This window comes from Streptomyces sp. NPDC048278 (assembly GCF_040652195.1).
GTDB lineage: Bacteria > Actinomycetota > Actinomycetes > Streptomycetales > Streptomycetaceae > Streptomyces.
Window position 1 is genome coordinate 141,763 of the sequence record NZ_JBEZLP010000021.1, and the last position, 20,818, is coordinate 162,580.

Consider the following 20,818-nt stretch of genomic DNA (forward strand, 5'->3'; position numbering starts at 1 on the left):
GATTGGGTGCGTACCGAACGAAACCTCACCCGTCTGGACCGGGTGTTCGCCAGGCTGGACCGTGAGCCGGAACGGCCGGCCCACATTGATGTGCCGAAGATGAGCCGGCACCGGGTCGTGTTGTTCACCGCGACCCTCGCCTTCTACCTGGCGATCGTGTGGGCCGTCGTGATCACGTCCTGGCTGGTCCGGCTCGACTGGCAGGTCATGTTCTTCCGGCCGTACCAGCAGTGGTCGGGAATCCACTGGTTCGTCGACTACTACGTGGTCCTCGGCCAGCGCGGCCCGACCGCCGTGATGGTCGCGGCCTGGCTGGGCTGGCGTTCGTGGCGGCAGCACACCCTGCGCCCGCTGCTCACGCTCGGCGCCTCGCTGCTGCTGCTCAACATCACGGTCGGTGCCGCCAAGCTCGGCATGGGACGCCTCGGACCGCACTACGCGACCGTCATCGGCTCGAACGAGATGGGCCTGGGCGGCGATATATTCCCCAGCGGACACACCGCCAACGCGGTGGTGACCTGGGGAATTTTGGCATATCTGGCCTCCACCCCGAGAGCCCGCCGCTGGCTCTCCGCCGCCTCGGCGGTCACCTCCCTCGGCGTCGGCATGTCCACCGTCTACCTCGGTACGCACTGGCTGAGCGACGTGTTGCTGGGCTGGGCTGCGGGGCTGCTGATCCTGCTGGCGCTGCCCTGGTGCGAGCCGTTCATCGCACGCGCCGAGGCCTGGCTCTTCGACCTGCGCGACCGCTGGCGCGCCCGCAGCGGCAGCACGGTGCCCGCGCCCGTCCCGGTGCCCGTGGTCCTCAAGCCGCGCCCGGCGCCCGTCGAACAGTCGGCACCGGATCCCGAGCCGGTCTCCCTGTCCCGCCCGCCCAGGGCCCCGATCCATCTGGCGCCCGGCCCGCACACGGCCCGCTCGGAGCGCACCCCGGTGACCCCGGCGGGCAGCCGCCGCCCGCCGCACCCCGAGCGGCAGCCGCGCGGCACCGCCGCCCAGGCGGCCCGCCCGCTCACGGGCGGCTGACGGCCGTACGACACGACAGCGGGGTCAGGTACGCACAGCCGGCCCCGGCACGGCGAAGGCCCCGGTTCCCGCAGTGGGGAACCGGGGCCTTCGCCGTCGTGCGGTCAGCCCTTCCAGGCGCGCGCCACGACGCCGTCCCGTACCTCGAAGTTGAGCCGCCCCGTCCGGTACTCCATGGTGATGATCGCGCCCGGCGGCAGCGAGCGCACCGTGGTCCACCCGCGCTGCCGGGCGAGCCGTTCCGCGTCGCCCGCGTCGCGGCCTACGTACCCTTGCGGGCTGTCCTGGGGCTCCGTCGGCGGAGCGGTGTCCGGTGCCATGCCGCCCACGCTAGGCCGCTTCCGGCGGAGACGGAAGCCGAAGTCCCCGGTCCACCTCCGGTCACACTTCTGTCACAGAATCACGACACGCGTTTCGTTCGAACTCCGTCACACGTACGAGCGGTTCCATGCGCCTTCCTGGCGTATTCGAGCGTAATTCCCCGATGCCGGTAGGGTCTTCCGAAAAGCCGCCGGAAAGAACCCGAAGCACGGATCCGGGACACTCCGGCGCCTGCATTCCATTCCGATTCCGGCGGGACGCGGCGAAGGTGACACCGCATAAGAGATTCACCGGTCCGGCACAGAACCCCCGTACCGCGCGGGTAGGTGCGGGGTTGCGGCCACGTGAACTCAGGACCTGCCGTCCGCACATGAATCGCCCTCACATACGGGCACGCCCCCATTCGGAGCATGTACATGTCCCCACGAAACGCACCGTGCCCCGCCCGGTTCGGCCGGGCGGGGCAGGGGCGTGCGGGGCGGGGGCTCGCGTCAGAGCGCGAGGCGCTGCCCGGGCACGATCAGGTTCGGGTCGCCGCCGATGACGGCCTCGTTGGCGGCGTAGAGACGCTGCCAGGTGGTGCCGTGCCGCTCGGCGATCTCGCTCAGGGTGTCGCCCTCGCGGACGGTGTAGTCGCCCTTGGCGGAGGTGTGGCCGGTGCCGGCCGTCGAGCGCTGCGGCGTCTTCGCCGCGGGGGCCGACTTCCGGGTGGTCGACGTGGTCGAGGACGTCGAGGACTTCGACGACCTCGTCGCCGACTCCGTGCCGCTCCTCGTGGTCGCGGAGGCGTTCTCCGGCGCCGAGCCGGTCGCCCCGGCCCGCCCCGAGCAGACCGGCCACGCGCCCCAGCCCTGGGCGTGCTGGACCTTGGTGGCGACGGCTATCTGCGCTTCCCTGGAGGCCTGGTCGGCCGTCGCCGCGTAGGCGGTGCCGCCGTACGCGCGCCAGGTGGAGGCGGAGAACTGGAGTCCGCCGTAGTAGCCGTTGCCGGTGTTGATGTGCCAGTTGCCGCCGCTCTCGCACTGGGCGATGCGGTCCCACACTCCGTTGTCCGCCGCCGCGGCGTTGCCGGTGACTGCCAGCAGGCCCAGCGGGGCGAGCAGTGCCGCTCCGGCCAGGGCGGCCGTCGTACGGCCCTTGCGGGAGCCGTTCTTGTTCGCGGCGGTCTCACGGGTGGTATCGGCACACTCGGACATGTATTTCCCTCTCCACATACCCGGGGTCCCCCAGGCGGGACGCGGTCCCCGCGCAATGGACGCGGTTCCTCGCGCTCGCCCCGTCCGCCGCGGCCGGTACTGCGGTGGTGCTCTGCCTGTGCCGGCCGGCGGACGTACCCGAGCGGTGCTCGCTGCACACGGCGGAGGAATCTAGAGATCGGGAACGCCCGAAATCAACCAACTCCCTGTCAGGCCAGGCCAGTTCGGTGTTACCGTGGGTAGCGGCGATTTTGAGCCACCCACTACATTCCAGGATTTCGTGATTTGTCGACCATGGGTTCGACGGATCTGTGATTCACTTCACCGCGTCAAACTGCTTTGGCATGCGAAGAGTTGACGGGGAGTGCCGGATTCCGCACGACGAGTGACCCTGTGCAGCGGATGGTTCGATCCCGATCCCCCTGATGCGTGACCCCCACCACAGATCGCCCGTTGTCTTCTTCATGAGCCCGCGACCCCGGGGGCTCACGGACCGGGAGCCACCCGGGCCTTCACGTACCGCATCCCGAGGGAGCCACCGTGCCGCGCATGCTCGACGTCAGCGACGAGGTACGCGCCGAGATCGGCGACGAAGAAGCCGACCGGCTGCTCGCCGGAGACAACGCCCCCGGCAGTTACGACTGCACGTCCTGCCGCACCCCGGGCGACTCCGAACAGGAGCGCACCAGCACCGTCCTGTTCATCGGCGACGAGACCGCCGTCCTCGCCTTCGCCCACGCGACCTGCCTGCCGTCGCAGGTCGTCCAGGTCACCGAGGAGCAGCTGCAGGGCGCGGTCCGCTCCATCAGCGGCGACAGCGCGCCCGGCGGGGCGCGGAAGTCCGTGCCCGAGCAGGCGGTGCTCGGGGTGACCAGCGGACTCGTCCTGATCGCCGGGGAGTTGCACCCCGCGCTGGTCGTGGAGCCGACCTCGCCGATCGTGCGGCCCGGCACGGACGGGGTGGGCGACGACTTCCTGCCGCTCCTCATCGAGCAGGGCTTCATGCCGGTGCCGGAGCTGACCGCGGTGCCGCCGGTGCTGCACGGGTGGTCGGTGCTGCTGGCGGTGGGTCAGCTGCACGCGGTGCTGCAGCCGGGGCCCGTGGGCGGGCAGCCGGTGGCCTGGTGGCAGGCGCACCAGCCGCTGCAGGTGACCGACGGGTGGCGGGCGGCGGCCAACAAGCACCAGCAGGTGCTGATGTTCGCGGCGCCGGTGGGGTCGATCGGGCGGCAGCCCCGGGAGGACCTGCTGCGCGACGCGATCGACAAGGCGGCGGCGAACGGGCAGCTGGTGGCGGCGGCGCTGCCGCTCGCGGGGGTCTGAGGGGCGCCCACGGGGGGGGGTGGGAGCTGCGGTGCGTGGGCGGCTGCGGGTAGTCCGTGGCTGGTCGCGCAGTTCCCCGCGCCCCTAAAGGGGCGCCTCAGGACCGCATCTCTTTGAAGACCTGGTCGTTTGGACATACGTGCACGCATACGACCTTCCTCACCATCGGCCGTCCTTCTCCGCCGTTCCCGCCGCCCGGGTGGCTCAGGAGGCCCAGGGCGGGCTCTCGGCCACGCCCATCTACGACTCGCTCTACGCGGAGTGGGTCAAGGCCTTCCGTACGCTGCCGGGTGATCGCAGCGGTGAGGAGTCGCTGGGGTTCGTCGCCTTCGGCAGCGCCCCGTTCAGTACCGGCACCCACGGCCTGGGCTCGTACGGAGGGAGTTCGTACAGCGCGTACAGCGCGGGGGCCTACAGCGCCCGGAGCGGCAGCGGGCAGCCCCAGGCGCCGCAGTGGCAGCGGATCGGGACGCTCGGGCGGGCCCAGGAGACCGGGATGGCGCCGGTCCCTGTGGCGCTTCCACCGGCTCCGCGCCGGGGGATGTGACGTCGACGTCAGGGGAGAGGGCGGCCACCGAGTCCGGTGGCCGCCCTCTCCCCTGTGTTCTCCGGGTCCCTACTTCTTCTTCGCGCCGCGCTTCTCACGCACCCGCACAGAGATATGGATCGGCGTGCCCTCGAAGCCGAACTCCTCGCGCAGCCGGCGTTCGATGAAGCGCCGGTAGCCCGCCTCGATGAAGCCGGAGGCGAACAGCACGAACCGCGGCGGCTTGGTGCCGGCCTGGGTGCCGAACAGGATGCGCGGCTGCTTGCCGCCCCGGACCGGGTGCGGGTGGGCGGAGACCAGCTCGCCGAGGAAGGCGTTGAGCCGGCCGGTGGGGACACGGGTCTCCCAGCCGGCGAGGGCGGTCTCGATCGCGGGGACCAGCTTCTCCATGTGCCGGCCGGTGCGGGCCGAGACGTTGACCCGGGGCGCCCAGGCGACCTGGCCGAGCTCCGTCTCGATCTCGCGCTCCAGGTAGTAGCGGCGCTCCTCGTCGAGGGTGTCCCACTTGTTGAAGGCGAGGACGACCGCACGGCCCGCCTCGACGGCCATGGTGACGATCCGCTGGTCCTGCACCGAGATGTTCTCGGAGGCGTCGAGCAGGATGACCGCGAGCTCGGCCTTCTCGACGGCGGCGGCGGTACGCAGCGAGGCGTAGTAGTCGGCGCCCTGCTGGAGGTGGACCCGCTTGCGGATACCGGCGGTGTCGACGAACTTCCAGGTGATCCCGCCGAGTTCGATCAGCTCGTCGACCGGGTCGCGGGTGGTGCCGGCGATCTCGTTGACGACGACGCGCTCCTCGCCCGCCACCTTGTTGAGAAGGGAGGACTTGCCGACGTTCGGGCGGCCGATGAGGGCGATCCGGCGGGGGCCGCCGACGCCGGGGCCGCCGAAGGTCTGCTCGGGCGCCTCGGGCAGCGCCTCCAGGACGGCGTCCAGCATGTCGCCGGTGCCACGGCCGTGCAGGGCGGAGACCGGGTGCGGCTCGCCGAGGCCGAGGGACCAGAGGTAGGCCGCGTCGGCCTCGCCGCTGGGTCCGTCGACCTTGTTGGCGGCCAGTACGACCGGCTTGCCGGCCTTGCGCAGCAGGCGTACGACCGCCTCGTCGGTGTCGGTCGCGCCGACCTTGGCGTCGACCACGAAGACGACCGCGTCGGCCGCCTCGATCGCGTACTCGGCCTGGGCCGCCACGGAGGCGTCGATGCCGAGGACGTCCTGCTCCCAGCCGCCGGTGTCGACGACCTTGAAACGCCGGCCCGCCCACTCGGCCTCGTAGGTCACGCGGTCCCGGGTGACCCCGGGCTTGTCCTCGACGACGGCCTCGCGGCGGCCGATGATGCGGTTGACCAGGGTCGACTTGCCGACGTTCGGGCGGCCGACGACGGCGAGAACGGGCAGCGGGCCGTGTCCGGCCGCCTCGATGGCGCCCTCGACGTCCTCGATGTCGAAGCCCTCTTCGGCGGCGAGCTCCATGAACTCCGCGTACTCGGTGTCACCGAGCGCCCCGTGGTCGTACTCGTGCTCAGCCGAGTCGCCGGGCTGGCTGTGGTCGTTCATGAAGTCCGTACCTCGTCGTTCATCGTGGTGATCGGTGGATCGGCCGCAGAAAGCGATGCGGCTGATCCACTACTCAGTGTCGCCTAGCGTCCGGTCAGACGCCTGGCGTTTTCCAGGTGGCCGGCGAGCTGCTTCTGGATGCGCTCGGTGGCCTCGTCCAGGGCCGTGCGGGTGCGCCGGCCGGTGCCGTCGCCCGCCTCGAAGGGGTCGCCGAAGACGACGTCGACGCGGGCGCGCAGCGGGGGCAGCCCCTTGACCAGCCGTCCGCGGCGCTCGGCGCTGCCCAGCACGGCCACCGGGACGATCGGCGCCCCGGAGCGCACCGCGAAGTAGGCGAGGCCCGCGCGGAGCGCGGCGAAGTCGCCGTCGCCGCGGCTGCCCTCGGGGAATATGCCGAGCACTCCCCCGGCCTCCAGGACGCCGAGCGCCCGGGTGACCGCCGCGCGGTCGGTGGACTGGCGGTCCACCTTCAGCTGCCCGATCCGGGTCAGGAACGGGTCGAGCGGGCCGACGAACGCCTCCTTCTTGATGAGGAAGTGCGTCGGCCGGGGCGCCACGCCCATGACCATCGGCCCGTCGATGTTGTGGGAGTGGTTCACGGCGAGGATCGCCGGGCCCTGCGCGGGCACCTTCCAGGCGCCGAGCACGCGCGGCTTCCACAGGCCGTACATCAGGCCGACCCCGATGCGGCGCCCGGTCTCGGCGCCGCGCTGTGACGGAAGGCTCACTTCCCGGCCCGCTTCTCCTCGACGAGGGTGACGACACACTCGATGACCTGGGCCAGCGTCAGCTCGGTGGTGTCCACCTCGACGGCGTCGCCCGCCTTGGCGAGCGGCGAGGTCTTGCGGGTCGAGTCGGCCGCGTCCCGCTTGACCAGGGCCTCGCGGGTGGCGTTGACGTCGGCGCCCTTCAGCTCACCGCTGCGGCGGGCCGCGCGGGCCTCCGGGGAGGCGGTGAGGAAGACCTTCAGGTCGGCGTCGGGCAGCACGGTGGTGCCGATGTCCCGGCCCTCGACGACAATGCCGTCCGCGGCGGCACGGGCCAGCGACCGCTGCAGCTCACTGATCCTGGTCCGCACCTCCGGCACCGCGCTGACCGCGCTGACCTTGGAGGTGACCTCCTCGGTGCGGATCGGGCCGGAGACGTCCACGCCGTCGACGGTGATCGTCGGCTTGACCGGGTCGGTGCCCGAGACGATCTCCGGCTTGCCGGCCACCGCGGCGATCGCGGTCGGGTCGGTGAGGTCGATGCCGCTGGTCACCATCCACCAGGTGATCGCCCGGTACTGGGCGCCGGTGTCCAGGTAGCTGAGGCCGAGCTGCTCGGCCACGGCCTTGGACGTGCTCGACTTGCCGGTGCCCGAGGGGCCGTCGATCGCGACAATCACGGGCTTTACGGCGCCGTTTTCCACGGGGGGAGACCTTCCGGGTGCAGGGTGGTGGGTGGGGTACGGGCGACGGTGCGCCCCCGCACAAGGTTACCGGCCCCCGGGACCGCCGTTCTCAGGCCTACTGGCGCAGCGCCCAGCCCCGGTCCCGCAGCGCCGACGTGAGCACCGGCACCGCCTTCGGCTCCACCCAGAGCTGGACGTGGCCGGCCTGCTGACCGGTCGCGTGCTCGATCCGTACGTCCTCGATGTTGACGCCGGCCGCACCGGCGTCGGCGAAGATCCGGGCCAGCTGGCCGGGCTGGTCGTCGATGAGCACCGCCACGACCTCGTACGCCCGCGGCGCCGAGCCGTGCTTGCCGGGCACCCGCACCTGGCCGGCGTTGCCGCGGCGCAGCATGTCCTCGATGCCCTCGCCGCCCTCGCGCCGCTTCTCCTCGTCCGCGGACTGCAGGGCGCGCAGGGCGCGGACCGTCCCGTCGAGGTCGGCGGAGACGTCGGCGAGCAGGTCGGCGACCGGGCCGGGGTTCGCGGAGAGGATGTCGATCCACATCCGGGGGTCGGAGGCGGCGATCCGGGTGACGTCCCGGATGCCCTGTCCGCAGAGCCGGACGGCCGACTCGTCGGCGTGCTCCAGGCGGGCCGCGACCATGCTGGAGACCAGGTGGGGCATGTGGGAGACCAGGGCCACCGCGCGGTCGTGGGCGTCGGCGTCCATGACGACGGGCAGGGCCCGGCAGTGCGAGACCAGCTCCAGGGCGAGGTTCAGCACCTCGGTGTCGGTGTCCCGGGTGGGGGTGAGCACCCAGGGCCGGCCCTCGAAGAGGTCGGCGGTGGCCGCCAGCGGCCCGGACTTCTCCCGGCCGGACATGGGGTGCGTGCCGATGTACGCCGACAGGTCGAGGCCGCGGGCCTCCAGCTCCCGGCGCGGGCCGCCCTTGACGCTGGCCACGTCGATGTAGCCGCGGGCCAGGCCTCGGCTCATCGCGTCCGCGAGGACGGCGGCGACATGGGCGGGCGGGGCGGCGACGATCGCGAGGTCGACGGGGCCCGCCGGGGTGACGTCGGTCCCGGCGCCGAGCGCTGCCGCGGTGCGGGCCTGCTCGGGGTCGTGGTCGGCGAGGTGGACGACGACACCCCGCTGGGCGAGGGCGAGCGCGGCGGACGTACCGATGAGACCCGTGCCGATGACGAGCGCGGTTCTCACTGGGCGATGTCCTTGCGCAGGGCTGCCGCGGCGCCGAGGTAGACGTGGGTGATGTCGGCGCGCGGCCGGTCGGACTCGATGTGCGCGAGTATCCGTACGACGCGGGGCATGGCGCCCGCGATGTCCAGTTCCTGGGCGCAGATCAGCGGCACGTCGACGATGCCGAGCTTGCGCGCCGCCGCCGCCGGGAAGTCGCTGTGCAGGTCGGGGGTGGCCGTGAACCAGATGCTGATCAGGTCGTCGCCGGTCAGACCGTTCCGCTCCAGGATGGCCGTGAGCAGCGCTCCGACCTGCTCGTCCATGTGGCCGGCTTCGTCCCGCTCCAGCTGGACCGCCCCCCGGACCGCTCGTACCGCCACGGCGCTGCTCCTGTTCTGACGTCGGCGTCTTGGTCCGTCCAGCCTAGTCAGCCCGCCGCCAGGCCGGTGCACCGTGCCCGCCCGCTGAGACGCGCCTCGGGCCCCGGGGCTCTTCCGGTCCTTCCGGCCTTCTAGTCCTTCCGGGCCGCCGGAGCGGACTTCGCGAGGGTCTCCAGGAGCCCGCCGAGCGAGCCCCCGCCCTGGCCGTGGCTCATCGCGCCGATCAGTGTGGTCAGCCTCCCGGCGCCCTCGCCGTCGTCGCCGAGGAGGCTGCCGAGTATGTTTTCAAGGTCGTTGCCTGCCATGGCCCCAATGTCACGCGTATGAACCAATTCCGCTACTTGGGGTGATACGCCCCCGTGCGCCTCTTTACGCCGGGCCCGCCGGTCCGCTCTGATGACAGGCAGTCCCGCCTCGGGGAGGTCTGTCATGAAACGCCCCGGTCCGTTGCTGACCCTGCTCGCGGGTCTGCTGCTCGGCCTGCTCACTCTGACGCTCGACGCGACGGCGGGGACGAGGAACGCCTCGTCGTCGGACCAGGAGAAGCCGGCGAGTCCGACGCCCACGAGCAGCACGGCGGCCCCGGCACCGGCTCCGTCGCCGCCCCCGTCGTCGCCGTCGTCGCCGTCGTCGCCGTCGTCGTCGAAGATCGCCGATGCCTCCTACGCCGGACGCACCGATGACGACTCGTCCTCCGTCGCCGTCTCGGTCCGCGACGGGAGGGCGATCGCTTACTTCTGCGACGGGCGCAGCAAGGAGTCCTGGCTCAAGGGCCCGGTGCGACCCGACGGCAGTATGAGGCTGACCGGCAGCCACGGCGCCGCGCTGGACGGCACGCTGCGGGACGGCAGCCGCATCCGCGGGACCGTCGACCTGGACGGCGGCCACTACGCCTTCACCGCCCCGAAGGCCGTCAAGGGGTCTGGCCTGTACCGGGCTGCGGCGACCGTGCGCGGGGCGAAGGTCGAAGGCGGCTGGATCGTGCTCGCCGACGGCCGCCAGGTGGGCATCGTCGACCGCGAGGGCACGCCTTCGTCCGCACCCCGCATCGACCCGGAGACCGGCGCCGTGACGGTGGACGGACAGCCGCTGACGGCGACCCCGGCTCTCCCCTGACATCCGGCCGTGACCCGAGGGAGCCGACCATGACCGTCGACCCGAACGCCGCCACCCAGAGCTGGCCGCCGCAGGAGCCGAACCGCCACAGCCCGCACCCCGCCCGCTATCTCGTCCCCGTCCTGGTGGCCGGCGCGGTCGCGGTCGCCCTCGGCGTGTACGGCAGGGTCCACCACCCGACCGGGCACGTCTTCGGCCTCGGCGCCTTCAGCAGCACGTTCGCGGGGAAGTCGTGGCTGGCCTCGGTCGCGCTCTTCTTCGCGCTCGTCCAGCTGGTCTCCGCCCTGATGCTGTACGGCAGGCTGCCGGGACCGCGCTGGGCCTCGGGACTGCACCGCTGGTCGGGACGGATCGCCTTCCTGGTCGCCGTCCCCGTGGCGGTGCACTGCCTCTACGCGTTGGGCTATCAGACGTACGAAACACGCGTTTTGTGGCACTCCATCCTGGGTTGCTTCTTCTTCGGTGTTTTCAGTGCCAAGATGCTGCTGCTCCGCTGGGAGCGACTCCCTGGCTGGCTGCTGCCGATCGTCGGTGGGCTGGTGTTCGCCGTGCTCACGCTCGTCTGGCTGACGTCCGCATTCTGGTTCTTCCGCACGTTCGGGGTGACGACATGACCGACGGCTCCACTCGGCGCACCATGCTCACGACGGGTACCGCGGCGCTCGCCGCGACCTGCGTGGGCTGCGGCAGCAACAACGGCAACAGCTCCTCCACCGCGTCCGGGACGCCCACCGCGTCCGAGGCGCCGACCGCGTCCGAGGCGTCGCCCACCGCCGGATCGTCCGCCTCCGGTTCTGCGAGCGCGGCTGCCGGGAAGGCGCTGGCGCAGACGAGTGACATCCCCGAGGGCGGCGGCACGATCTTCAAGGACCAGAAGATCGTGGTGACCCAGCCGGCGAAGGGCGAGTTCAAGGCCTTCTCGGCGATCTGCACGCACGAGGGCTGCACCGTGAGCCAGGTGGTGGACGGCACCATCGACTGTCCCTGCCACGGCAGCAAGTTCCACATCGCCGACGGCTCGGTCGCCCACGGCCCGGCGACGAGGCCGCTGCCGGCCGAGTCGATCACGGTGACCGGAAATTCGATCACCCTGGGCTGACCGGCCCCCGTACGCTCCCGGACATGCAGCCCGAGGACCTGGTACGCGACCACACGATCTACGCCTGTGTCATGGGGTCGCGGGCCTTCGGTCTGGCCACCGAGGACAGCGACACCGACCGCCGGGGTGTGTTCCTCGCCCCCACCCCCCTGTTCTGGGGCTTCGAGAAGCCGCCCACGCATGTCGAGGGGCCGGGCGAGGAGCAGTTCTCCTGGGAGCTGGAGCGGTTCTGCGAGCTGGCGCTGCGGGCCAACCCGAACATCCTGGAGTGCCTGCACTCGCCGCTGGTCGAGCGCCTCGACGCCACGGGCCGCGAACTGCTCGCCCTGCGCGGCGCCTTCCTCTCCCGGCGCGCCCACGACACCTTCACCCGCTACGCCCTCGGCCAGCGCCGCAAGCTCGACGCCGACGTCCGGACGCACGGCGCACCGCGCTGGAAGCACGCGATGCACCTGCTGCGGCTCCTGACGAGCGCCCGCGACCTGCTGCGCACCGGCGAGCTGACGATCGACGTCGGCGACCGGCGCGCGGAGTTCCTGGCGGTGAAGCGGGGCGAGGTCTCCTGGGCGGAGGTCGAGTCCCGGATGGCCCGGCTCGCCGCGGAGACCGAGCGGGCCCTGTCCGGCAGCCCGCTCCCGGCGGAGCCGGACCACGCGCGCGTGGCCGACTTCGTCTTCCGGGCGCGCCGGGACTCAGCCCTCCAGACGCACGCGGATCACCAGGTCGTGCAGGGCGTCGTGCACACGGGGCGCGTCGGGCAGCGCTGAGCCGTCCTGCGCCTCGTCGAGCAGGACGTGCAGCCGCTCCACGTCGGCCTCCACGCGCGCGTGTCCGACCTCGGCCGTGCCATGCTCCTGCTCGGCCTTGGCGGCGATCAGCTCGGGCAGGTGGGCGGGGGCCTCGGGGACCTCGCCGAGGAGCGTGGGCAGATGGGCCTGCACCTCGCCGCTGCGCATCAGGTGGATGCCGGTGAGCAGCACCCGGAAGGTGTAGAGCAGCGGCTTGAGTTCGCCGGTCTTCTCGAACAGCCGCCACTGGGTGACCGCGAAACCCCGGTAGTGGTGGGCGTGGTGGCCGGTGAGCACGCCCGGGGCGAGCGCGGCCAGCTCGCGGTGCGTGTCGCCGGTGTGCACGACGAGCGGCGACAGGAGCTGTTCCAGCACATAGCCGTTGCGGCGCAGCATCAGCCGGGCGAACTTGCGCAGGTCGTGGGTGACGAGGTCCATCTCGACGCCGTAGCGCACCCAGGTCTTCGAGCGGGTCTCCTCCGGCTCGCGCAGCCCGACCAGGTCGGCGGCGGGCAGCAGGTGGACGCCCCGCAGGTCCAGGTCGGAGTCGCGGGACGGGAAGCCGTACAGGTGCGCGCCGGAGACGGTCGCGAACAGCAGGGGGTCGGGCTGCTCCGCGACGACGGGCGCCAGGTCGAGGTCCGGATCAAGGTCGTCGATCATGGGCTCAAGCGTCCCAGAGCGCGCCCAGGGTCAGCAGGTCGCCCCCGTACTCGATCCGGTCGGCCCACTCCGTCGGCCAGGCGTCCGCGCCCAGCCGGGCGCCCGCGAAGGCCCCGGCGAGGCAGGCGATCGAGTCCGAGTCGCCGGAGGAACAGGCGGCCCGGCGCAGCGCGAGCAGCGGCTCGTCGGGGAAGAGCAGGAAGCAGAGCAGACCGGTCGCCAGGGCCTCCTCGGCGATCCAGCCGGCGCCGGTGGCCAGGCACGGGTCGGCCTCCGGCGAGGCGGTGCGCACGGCCTCCCGGAGCCGGTCGAGGATCGCCAGGCACTCGTCCCAGCCGCGCGATATGAACGCCTCGGCGGTCGCGTCCTGGCTGCGCGTCCACAGGTCGCCGAGCCAGGTCTGGTGGTAGCGGCTGCGGTTCTCGCCGGCGTACGACCGCAACTGCTCGACGAGCCCGTCCGGTTCGGCCCCCTGCGCGAGCAGGTGCACGGCGCGCACGGTGAGGTCGGAGGCGGCCAGGGCGGTGGGGTGGCCGTGGGTGAGCGCGGCCTGCAACTGGCCGGCCCCGGCGCGCTGTTCGTCGCTCAGTCCCGGCGCGAGCCCGAGGGGCGCGACCCGCATGTTGGCCCCGCAGCCCTTGGAGTCGATCTGGCTGGCGTCCTGCCAGGCCCGGCTCTCGTCCTTCAGGAGCGCGCAGGCGCGCAGGCAGGTGTTGCCCGGCGCCCGGTTGTTGTCCGGCGACTCGTACCAGGCCACGAACTCGTCGCGCAACGGCCGCTCCAGGTGCTCGGGCGCGAGCACTCCGCGGTCCATGGCGGTGCGTACCGCACGCCCGACGGCGAGGGTCATCTGGGTGTCGTCCGAGACGACGGCCGGCCTCGGCAGGCCCATCTCCCGCCATGGTCCGGACTTGGCGACGATCGACGGCACGTCGTTGAACTCGGTGGGGAAGCCGAGCGCGTCCCCGAGGGCGAGGCCGATCAGGGAGCCGGTGGCGGCGCGCTTGTCGCCGATGTTCGTGGTCATGCGGGGCGTCCTTCCCGGGACGGGCGGAGCAGGGGCGGGTGCAGCGCGGTGGCGGTGCCCGCGCGGTAGAGGGCGGCCGGTTTGCCGCGGCCTCCGGTCAGCCGGGCGGCGCCGGGGACGGGTTCGACGAAGCCGGGGGTGGCGAGCACCTTGCGGCGGAAGTTGGGGCGGTCCAGTGCGACGCCCCACACGGTCTCGTAGACGTGCTGCAGCTCGCCGAGCGTGAACTCGGGCGGGCAGAAGGCGGTGGCGAGGCAGCTGTACTCCAGCTTCGCGCCGACCCGTTCGTGGGCGTCGGCGAGGATCCGCTCGTGGTCGAAGGCGAGCGGTCTGCCCGGGTCGTACGGCAGCCAGCGCGCCTGGGCCGCGTCACCGCCGCCGTGCGGCTCGGGGGCGTCGGGCAGCAGCGCGGTGAAGGCGACGGAGACGACCCGCATCCTCGGGTCGCGGTCCGGCCCGCTGTAGGTCCGCAGCTGCTCCAGGTGCAGCCCGGACACGTCCGACAGTCCGGTCTCCTCGGCGAGTTCCCGCCGGGCCGCCGTCTCGGCCGACTCCCGCGGCAGCAGGAAGCCGCCGGGCAGCGCCCACTGTCCGGCGTACGGCTCCTGCCCGCGCTCGACGAGCAGCACATGCAGGACACCGGCGCGGAGGGTGAGGACGGCGAGGTCGACGGTGACGGCGAAGGGTTCGAAGGCGTACTTGTCGTAGCCCTGCATGCGCCCGTCCACCCCCCTCGATGATCGACAACAGTAATAGTCGGGACGACTATAAAGAGCCCGCGGGTCGTCGGGCAACCCCTCCGGAGTGCTCACTACCCAGCGCACGAGCTCTCAGTGGCCGATGGAGCCCCGTTCCCGGATACGACGGCGGCCAGTCCCGGAGTGCCCGGGACCGGCCGCCAGAAGGCCGTGCACGCACCCTCACGGGGTTCGCGGGCCTGTGGGATCCAGTGGGATCCAGTGGGATCCAGTGGGATCCAGTGGGATCCAGTGGGATCCAGTGGGATCCAGTGGGATCCAGTGGGATCCAGTGGGATCTAGAGGTCGACTTCCTTCATGAGCATCCCGACCTCGGTGTTGGACAGGCGGCGCAGCCAGCCCGACTTCTGGTCGCCGAGGGTGATCGGCCCGAAGGCGACCCGCACCAGCTTGTCGACCGGGAACCCGGCCTCCGCCAGCATGCGCCGCACGATGTGCTTGCGGCCCTCGTGCAGGGTGACCTCGACCAGGTAGTTCTTGCCGGTCTGCTCGACGACCCGGAAGTGGTCCGCGCGCGCGTACCCGTCCTCCAGCTGGATGCCGTCCTTGAGCTTCTTGCCCAGGTCGCGCGGGATCGGCCCCACGATGTGCGCGAGGTAGGTCTTCTTCACGCCGTACTTGGGGTGGGTCAGCCGGTGCGCCAGCTCGCCGTGGTTGGTGAGCAGGATGACGCCCTCGGTCTCGGTGTCGAGCCGCCCCACGTGGAAGAGCCGGGTCTCCCGGTTGGTGACGTAGTGGCCGAGGCACTGCCGCCCGTCCGGGTCCTCCATGGTGGAGACGACACCGGCCGGCTTGTTCAGCGAGAAGAACTGGTACGACTGCGTGGCGACGGTCAGCCCGTCGACGCGCACCTCGTCCTTCTCCGGGTCGACGCGCTTGCCCTGCTCCAGGACGATCTCGCCGTTGACCTCGACACGGGCCTGCTCGATCAGCTCCTCGCAGGCGCGCCGCGAGCCGTAGCCCGCGCGGGCGAGGATCTTCTGCAGCCGCTCGCCCTCCTGCTCGGCGCCCGGGAAGGTCTTGGGGAGCTTCACGTCCGGCTTGCCCGCGTACCGCTCCCGGTTGCGCTCCTCGGCCCGCGCGTCGTACTCACGGGAGCTGGCCGGGGCCGTACGGCCGCGTCCGGTGCCCTGCCCCTGCCGGGGGCCGCCCTTGGCGCCGCCGCGCGCCGAGGCGCCGCGGCCCGACTTCGGGCCGTCCTGGGTGGCGCCGGGGCCCACGTCGTAGCGCCGCTCCTCCGGGCGCGGCTTCTTGGGCCGGCCGGCGCCCTGCTTGTCGTCGCGGTCGTTCCCGGCGCCGCGGTGGTTACCGCGCCCGCCGCTGCTCCCGCCGCGGCCGCCGCTGTTGCCACCACGGCTCCCGCCGTTGTTTCCGCTGCTGTTCCTGCCGCTGCTGCTTCGCATCAATTTTCCGTCTAGTCGTCTGCGTCGTCTGCGTCCGGCGCATCGGGTGCGTCCGGATCGAACGACGGCACGCCCTCCTGGGTCTCGGCCTCGATCGCCTCCGCCTCCGGGAGGAAGGGCGCGAGCTCCGGGAGCTCGTCCAGGCCGCGCAGGCCCATCCGCTCCAGGAAGTAGTTCGTCGTCCTGTACAGGATCGCACCTGTTTCGGGTTCCGCGCCCGCCTCCTCGACCAGCCCGCGCTGGAGCAGGGTGCGCATCACACCGTCGCAGTTGACTCCGCGGACGACCGAGACCCGGCTGCGGCTGACCGGCTGGCGGTACGCGACGACCGCGAGGGTCTCCAGGGCGGCCTGGGTCAGCCGGGCGGTCTGCCCCTCCAGGACCAGCCGCTCGACGGCGGGCGCGAACTCGGCGCGGGTGTAGAAGCGCCAGCCGCCCGCGACGAACCGCAGCTCGAAGCCGCGGCCCTGGGCGGTGTACTCGTCGGCCAGCGCTCGCAGCGCCTTCGTGACCGTCTGCTTCGGCCGCTCCAGGAGTTTGGACAGGTGCTCGACGGTGGCGGGCTCGTCGACGACCATGAGGACCGCCTCCAGGGCCGGCTTGAGATCGAGCTCGGCGACGGGCCGCAGCCCCGCCGGCAGCTCCGTGGTCTCCTCGCTCACGCCTTCTCCTCCTTGGGCCGCTCGTCGGGCCGCTCGTCCTTGGGCCGCTCGTCCTTGGGCGGTTCGGGCGGCCGGTCGAACTCGTCGGTCACCGCCGGCTGGGCCTCCGTGTCACCGCCGGTCCACCGCACGATCAGATCCCCGAGGGCGGTCTCCTGGTCGAGGGCGACGGCCTTCTCCCGGTACAGCTCCAGGAGGGCGAGGAAACGGGCCACGACGGTGAGCGTGTTGTCGGTGTCCTCGACGAGCACCCGGAAGCTGGCCTCGCCCAGCTCCCGCAGCCGCGCCACCACGATCTGGGCCTGCTCCTGCACGCTGACCAGCGGGGCGTGGATGTGGTCGACGTACACCTGCGGCTTGGGCCTGGGCTGCATCGCCTTGACGGCGAGCTTGGCGAACCCCTCGGGACCGATGCTGATGACGACCTCGGGCAGCAGCTCGGCGAGGTGCGGTTCCAGGCCGACGGTCCGGGGCCAGCGGCGGGCCTCGTCGTCCAGGCGCCGGTTGAAGATGTCGGCGATCTGTTTGTACGCCCGGTACTGCAGCAGCCGCGCGAACAACAGGTCCCGGGCCTCCAGCAACGCCAGGTCGGCCTCGTCCTCCACCTCGGCGGCGGGCAGCAGCCGGGCGGCCTTCAGGTCGAGCAGCGTGGCGGCCACGACGAGGAACTCGGTCGTCTGGTCCAGGTCCCAGTCCGGCCCCATGGCCCGGATGTGCGCCATGAACTCATCGGTCACCTTGGACAGCGCGACCTCGGTGACGTCCATCTTGTGCTTCGAGATCAGCTGGAGGAGCAGGTCGAAGGGCCCCTCGAAGTTGGCGAGCCGAACCTTGAAGACACCGTCGGGGACTTCGGCAGCGCCGAGCTCTTCTTCACGCGCCCCTGCGTTGTGGGCAGGCGTTCCGCTGGGCGGAACGGGTGGGCGCAACGCACCACCGGGCGCGACCGGAGACCCAGCCTCGGCCGAGGACGGCCCCCCGTCGGCCGAGGGCACCTCTTCCGGCACCGGAGGCGGAGGCGCACCCCCCGGCCCCCTCCCCAGCGCACGGCGACGGCCGCCGGCGGCGGGGACAGATGCGTCGTTCGAGGTCATAGCCCCCGCAGGCTACCCCTACCGCCCGCGCAGCCGTCGTACGAGGATGCTCGCGTCCCCGCGGGACTCCAGGTCGGCGAGGACCACGGCGACCGCCTCGCGGACGATCCGGCCCCGGTCCACGGCCAGCCCGTGCTCGCCCCGGAGCACGAGTCGGGCGTGCTCCAGGTCCATCAGCTCCTCGGCGGAGACGTACACGGTGATCTTCTCGTCGTGCCGCTCCCGCCCGCTGGGCCGCCGCGCCGGCGCCCTGCCCCCGCGCTTGCGCGGCTGGCCCTGGGCGTCGACGCCGGAAGCTTCCTGCGCCGGCGGCCGGCGCGGCCCGGAGGGCGCCACCGTGGCCGCCGCCGAGCGGTTGCGGGACTCCCCGGCGTCGGCCGGCTCGGCCTCCGCCGCCACATGCTCCGCACCCTCCCCGTCGCCGCCCTGCACGGGCACCGACTGGGGCGCGTCCTCGGCGGCCTCGGCCGCGTCGTCGTGGTGCTCCCCCACGGGAGACGCGGGAGCCGGCACCCGGGCCTCGCCGTTGGCCGGGCGCCTGGGGGTGGACGGCTGCAGCGCCATCCCCCCGGTCGTACGGAACAGTTCGTCGGCCCCGGGCAGACTCACTCGGCGTGACACCGGGCGAGCACCTCCCTGGCGAGCTGGCGATAGGCGGCGGCACCGACGGAGTTGGAGGCGTACGTGGTGATCGGCTCGCCGGCGACCGTGGTCTCCGGGAAGCGGACCGTGCGGCCGATGACCGTGTGGTAGACGTGGTCGTCGAACGCCTCGACCACACGGGCCAGCACCTCACGGCTGTGGACCGTGCGCGAGTCGTACATCGTGGCGAGGATGCCGTCGAGCTCCAGCTCCGGGTTGAGCCGCTCCTGGACCTTCTCGATGGTCTCGGTCAGCAGGGCGACACCACGCAGCGCGAAGAACTCGCACTCCAGCGGCACGATCACCTTGTGAGCGGCCGTCAGCGCGTTGACCGTGAGCAGGCCGAGCGAAGGCTGACAGTCGATCACGATGTAGTCGTAGTCGGGCAGCAGCGGCTTCAGGGCGCGCTGCAGCGTCGACTCGCGGGCCACCTCGGAGACCAGCTGGACCTCGGCGGCCGACAGGTCGATGTTGGAAGGCAGCAGGTCCATGTTGGGGACCGCGGTCTTCAGGAGGACCTCGTCGGCCGCCATGCCCCGCTCCATGAGCAGGTTGTAGACGGTGAGGTCGAGCTCCATCGGGTTGACGCCGAGACCGACCGACAGCGCGCCCTGCGGGTCGAAGTCCACGAGCAGCACCCGGCGGCCGTACTCCGCGAGCGCGGCACCCAGGTTGATGGTCGACGTGGTCTTGCCGACGCCGCCCTTCTGGTTGCACATCGCGATGATCGTCGCGGGGCCGTGACTGGTCACCGGGCCCGGGATCGGGAAGTACGGGAGCGGGCGCCCGGTCGGGCCGACGCGCTCGCGGCGCTGGCGGGCCGCGTCGGGCGCGAGCGTGGCCGCGTACTCCGGATCGGGCTCGTACTCGGCGTCGGGGTCGTAGAAGTGCCCGTCGGGCAGTTCGTCGTAGTCGGCGAATTGGTTGTGGGGCGCGCCACTTCCGTCGCCGGCCATGGCGTTCACGTGATGGCCATCCATGCTCTGGTGTGCTGTCCGCGTGGTCAGCGGAGTCCGGGCTGCTGCGAAGGTACGCACCGCGACGGAGCCGACAGCCTCGAACCCCGCGGGACCCTGGTCCCGTACCGGCATTCCTGGTTGACCACCCCCGGGAGAAAATGTCGACTCATTCACAAGTCGTCTTACCTCCTTGGTGACCAGGAAACTTCTAGACAGGTCAGCGTGGCACTATGCCGACGGTTGGCGACTCTATGGCGTGTCGGGCGTTCGCAGCAACACAATCCGCCGGACCCGGCAGGATGTGTCGGCAATGAAACATCCCGCTGTCAAGGGCGTACGGCCGTCGCACAGCAGGTTTCACCGGTGTGCGAATCGGTCGAAGGGTTACGTTCGAGGCGAGTTGACCGCAAGTCGCAAAGTGACCATACACACATCCGGCCGGACCTTGTCGGGCAAGGTCCGGCCGGATGTGCGCGCTTGACGCGGCTTGTTGACGTATCGCCTTTACGAAAAGGTGACTTGCTCGTCCGGGCCGGGTCAGCCGATGAGCGTGTCGAGGTCCACGTGCTCCAGGCCGTGCGCCTCGGCGACCTCCTTGTAGACCACCTTGCCGTCATGGGTGTTGAGGCCCTTGGCGAGCGCGGCGTCGCGGCGCAGCGCCTCGGCCCAGCCGTTGTCCGCGAGCGAGACGATGTACGGGAGCGTGGCGTTGGTGAGCGCGTAGGTGGAGGTGTTGGGCACCGCGCCGGGCATGTTGGCGACGCAGTAGAAGACCGACCCGTGGACCTTGAAGGTCGGCTCGGCGTGCGTGGTGGGGCGGGAGTCCTCGAAGCAGCCGCCCTGGTCGATCGCGATGTCGACAAGGACACTTCCCGGCTTCATGCGGGAGACCAGCTCGTTGGTGACGAGCTTGGGGGCCTTGGCGCCCGGGATGAGCACGGCGCCGACCACGAGGTCGGCCTCCAGGCAGGCCTTCTCCAGCTCGAAGGCGTTGGACATGACGGCCTTGACCTTGGTGCCGAAGATCCGGTCGGCCTCGCGCAGCTTGTTGATGTCGCGGTCGAGCAGGGTCACGTCGAAGCCCATGCCGATGGCGATCTGCACGGCGTTCCAGCCGGAGACGCCGCCGCCGATGACGACGGCCTTGGCGGGCAGCACGCCCGGGACACCGCCGGGCAGGACGCCACGGCCGCCGGCGGCACGCATCAGGTGGTAGGCACCGACCTGCGGGGCGAGCCGGCCCGCGACCTCGGACATGGGGGCGAGCAGCGGGAGCGCGCGGCTGGGCAGCTCGACGGTCTCGTAGGCGATCGCCGTGGTGCCGGACTCCAGGAGGGCGTCCGTGCACTCCTTGGACGCGGCCAGGTGCAGGTAGGTGAAGAGGGTCTGGTCCTTGCGGAGGCGGTGGTACTCCTCCGCGATCGGCTCCTTGACCTTCAGCAGCAGGTCGGCGGTGGCCCACACCTCGTCGGCGGTGTCCAGGATCGTGGCACCGGCGGAGACGTACTCGTCGTCCGGGATCGACGAGCCGAGGCCCGCGCCGCGCTCGACGACGACCTGGTGGCCGTGGCGCACCAGCTCGTGCACGCCGGCCGGGGTGATGGCCACCCGGAACTCGTTGTTCTTGACCTCGCGGGGGATGCCGACCTTCACGTGGATCACGGTCCTTGGCTCAGAGGGTGTGGGG

General features: G+C 71.8%; 24 protein-coding genes. 7 read left to right on the forward strand and 17 right to left on the reverse strand.

Annotated features, from left to right (window positions below):
* Positions 1-6 precede the first annotated feature (6 nt).
* Complete coding sequence (locus AB0D74_RS31335; RefSeq protein WP_362594481.1) at positions 7-1,026, forward strand: phosphatase PAP2 family protein; 1,020 nt, start codon at positions 7-9, stop codon at positions 1,024-1,026.
* Between the two features lie 104 nt (positions 1,027-1,130).
* Here AB0D74_RS31335 and AB0D74_RS31340 read toward each other — a convergent pair whose 3' ends face one another.
* Positions 1,131-1,346, reverse strand: coding sequence for an I78 family peptidase inhibitor (locus tag AB0D74_RS31340; protein WP_362594483.1), 216 nt, complete (start codon positions 1,344-1,346; stop codon positions 1,131-1,133).
* A gap of 492 nt (positions 1,347-1,838) precedes the next feature.
* Entirely contained in the window at positions 1,839-2,543 is a 705-nt protein-coding gene (locus AB0D74_RS31345) for a transglycosylase family protein (protein ID WP_362594485.1), read from the reverse strand.
* Between the two features lie 540 nt (positions 2,544-3,083).
* Between AB0D74_RS31345 and AB0D74_RS31350 the strand changes: the two genes are divergently transcribed.
* Together AB0D74_RS31350 and AB0D74_RS31355 are read left to right on the forward strand one after the other, a co-directional pair.
* Positions 3,084-3,866, forward strand: a complete 783-nt coding sequence (locus tag AB0D74_RS31350) for a hypothetical protein (protein WP_362594487.1) — start codon at positions 3,084-3,086, stop codon at positions 3,864-3,866.
* A 139-nt stretch (positions 3,867-4,005) separates the two neighbouring features.
* Entirely contained in the window at positions 4,006-4,413 is a 408-nt protein-coding gene (locus AB0D74_RS31355; protein ID WP_362594488.1) for a hypothetical protein, read from the forward strand.
* A 69-nt stretch (positions 4,414-4,482) separates the two neighbouring features.
* Here AB0D74_RS31355 and der read toward each other — a convergent pair whose 3' ends face one another.
* From der to AB0D74_RS31385, 6 genes are all read right to left on the reverse strand, one after another.
* Positions 4,483-5,967, reverse strand: a complete 1,485-nt coding sequence (gene der, locus AB0D74_RS31360) for a ribosome biogenesis GTPase Der (protein WP_362594490.1) — start codon at positions 5,965-5,967, stop codon at positions 4,483-4,485.
* An 83-nt stretch (positions 5,968-6,050) separates the two neighbouring features.
* Positions 6,051-6,638, reverse strand: coding sequence for a lysophospholipid acyltransferase family protein (locus AB0D74_RS31365; protein WP_362594556.1), 588 nt, complete (start codon positions 6,636-6,638; stop codon positions 6,051-6,053).
* A gap of 53 nt (positions 6,639-6,691) precedes the next feature.
* Entirely contained in the window at positions 6,692-7,378 is a 687-nt protein-coding gene (cmk, locus tag AB0D74_RS31370; RefSeq protein WP_362594492.1) for a (d)CMP kinase, read from the reverse strand.
* A 97-nt stretch (positions 7,379-7,475) separates the two neighbouring features.
* Positions 7,476-8,561, reverse strand: a complete 1,086-nt coding sequence (locus AB0D74_RS31375) for a prephenate dehydrogenase (RefSeq protein ID WP_362594494.1) — start codon at positions 8,559-8,561, stop codon at positions 7,476-7,478.
* Entirely contained in the window at positions 8,558-8,920 is a 363-nt protein-coding gene (gene aroH / locus AB0D74_RS31380; RefSeq protein ID WP_362594496.1) for a chorismate mutase, read from the reverse strand. Before aroH ends, AB0D74_RS31375 begins: the two co-directional genes overlap by 4 nt.
* A gap of 131 nt (positions 8,921-9,051) precedes the next feature.
* Positions 9,052-9,225 carry a hypothetical protein gene (locus tag AB0D74_RS31385; protein WP_362594498.1) on the reverse strand — a complete coding sequence of 58 codons (174 nt, stop codon included), beginning with the start codon at positions 9,223-9,225 and terminating at the stop codon, positions 9,052-9,054.
* Positions 9,226-9,349: 124 nt separating this feature from the next.
* Between AB0D74_RS31385 and AB0D74_RS31390 the strand changes: the two genes are divergently transcribed.
* From AB0D74_RS31390 to AB0D74_RS31405, 4 genes are read left to right on the forward strand one after another with little or no spacing between them, the layout of a single operon-like run.
* Complete coding sequence (locus AB0D74_RS31390; RefSeq protein ID WP_362594500.1) at positions 9,350-10,036, forward strand: hypothetical protein; 687 nt, start codon at positions 9,350-9,352, stop codon at positions 10,034-10,036.
* A gap of 29 nt (positions 10,037-10,065) precedes the next feature.
* Positions 10,066-10,650: a DUF6529 family protein gene (locus AB0D74_RS31395; protein ID WP_362594502.1), complete on the forward strand. Its 585-nt coding sequence runs from the start codon at positions 10,066-10,068 to the stop codon at positions 10,648-10,650.
* The gene (locus tag AB0D74_RS31400; RefSeq protein WP_362594504.1) at positions 10,647-11,135 is read left to right on the forward strand and encodes a Rieske (2Fe-2S) protein; all 489 of its coding nucleotides are present in this window, start codon (positions 10,647-10,649) and stop codon (positions 11,133-11,135) included. Before AB0D74_RS31395 ends, AB0D74_RS31400 begins: the two co-directional genes overlap by 4 nt.
* A 23-nt stretch (positions 11,136-11,158) precedes the next feature.
* Entirely contained in the window at positions 11,159-11,902 is a 744-nt protein-coding gene (locus AB0D74_RS31405; protein ID WP_362594506.1) for a nucleotidyltransferase domain-containing protein, read from the forward strand.
* On the opposite strand, the gene AB0D74_RS31410 is transcribed toward AB0D74_RS31405, so the two are convergent.
* The 9 genes from AB0D74_RS31410 to ald all read right to left on the reverse strand — a co-directional run bounded on the left by AB0D74_RS31410 (position 11,828) and on the right by ald (position 20,793).
* Complete coding sequence (locus AB0D74_RS31410) at positions 11,828-12,586, reverse strand: nucleotidyltransferase domain-containing protein (RefSeq protein ID WP_362594508.1); 759 nt, start codon at positions 12,584-12,586, stop codon at positions 11,828-11,830. The genes AB0D74_RS31405 and AB0D74_RS31410 overlap by 75 nt on opposite strands.
* Before the next feature lie 4 nt (positions 12,587-12,590).
* Complete coding sequence (locus tag AB0D74_RS31415; protein WP_362594510.1) at positions 12,591-13,613, reverse strand: ADP-ribosylglycohydrolase family protein; 1,023 nt, start codon at positions 13,611-13,613, stop codon at positions 12,591-12,593.
* Positions 13,610-14,329 carry an NUDIX domain-containing protein gene (locus AB0D74_RS31420; protein WP_362594512.1) on the reverse strand — a complete coding sequence of 240 codons (720 nt, stop codon included), beginning with the start codon at positions 14,327-14,329 and terminating at the stop codon, positions 13,610-13,612. The genes AB0D74_RS31415 and AB0D74_RS31420 overlap by 4 nt, the downstream gene beginning before the upstream one ends.
* 320 nt (positions 14,330-14,649) lie before the next feature.
* A complete protein-coding gene (locus AB0D74_RS31425) occupies positions 14,650-15,774 on the reverse strand; it encodes a pseudouridine synthase (protein WP_362594514.1) in 1,125 nt (374 codons plus the stop codon).
* Between the two features lie 11 nt (positions 15,775-15,785).
* Positions 15,786-16,436, reverse strand: a complete 651-nt coding sequence (gene scpB / locus AB0D74_RS31430) for an SMC-Scp complex subunit ScpB (protein ID WP_362594516.1) — start codon at positions 16,434-16,436, stop codon at positions 15,786-15,788.
* Positions 16,433-17,530 (reverse strand): segregation/condensation protein A, encoded by a 1,098-nt coding sequence (locus tag AB0D74_RS31435; RefSeq protein ID WP_362594518.1) that lies wholly within the window; start codon positions 17,528-17,530, stop codon positions 16,433-16,435. The genes scpB and AB0D74_RS31435 overlap by 4 nt, the downstream gene beginning before the upstream one ends.
* An 18-nt stretch (positions 17,531-17,548) precedes the next feature.
* Entirely contained in the window at positions 17,549-18,151 is a 603-nt protein-coding gene (locus tag AB0D74_RS31440; RefSeq protein ID WP_362594520.1) for a hypothetical protein, read from the reverse strand.
* Complete coding sequence (locus AB0D74_RS31445; RefSeq protein ID WP_351962411.1) at positions 18,136-19,263, reverse strand: ParA family protein; 1,128 nt, start codon at positions 19,261-19,263, stop codon at positions 18,136-18,138. Before AB0D74_RS31445 ends, AB0D74_RS31440 begins: the two co-directional genes overlap by 16 nt.
* A 405-nt stretch (positions 19,264-19,668) precedes the next feature.
* Positions 19,669-20,793: an alanine dehydrogenase gene (ald, locus tag AB0D74_RS31450; RefSeq protein ID WP_362594522.1), complete on the reverse strand. Its 1,125-nt coding sequence runs from the start codon at positions 20,791-20,793 to the stop codon at positions 19,669-19,671.
* Positions 20,794-20,818: the final 25 nt, after the last annotated feature.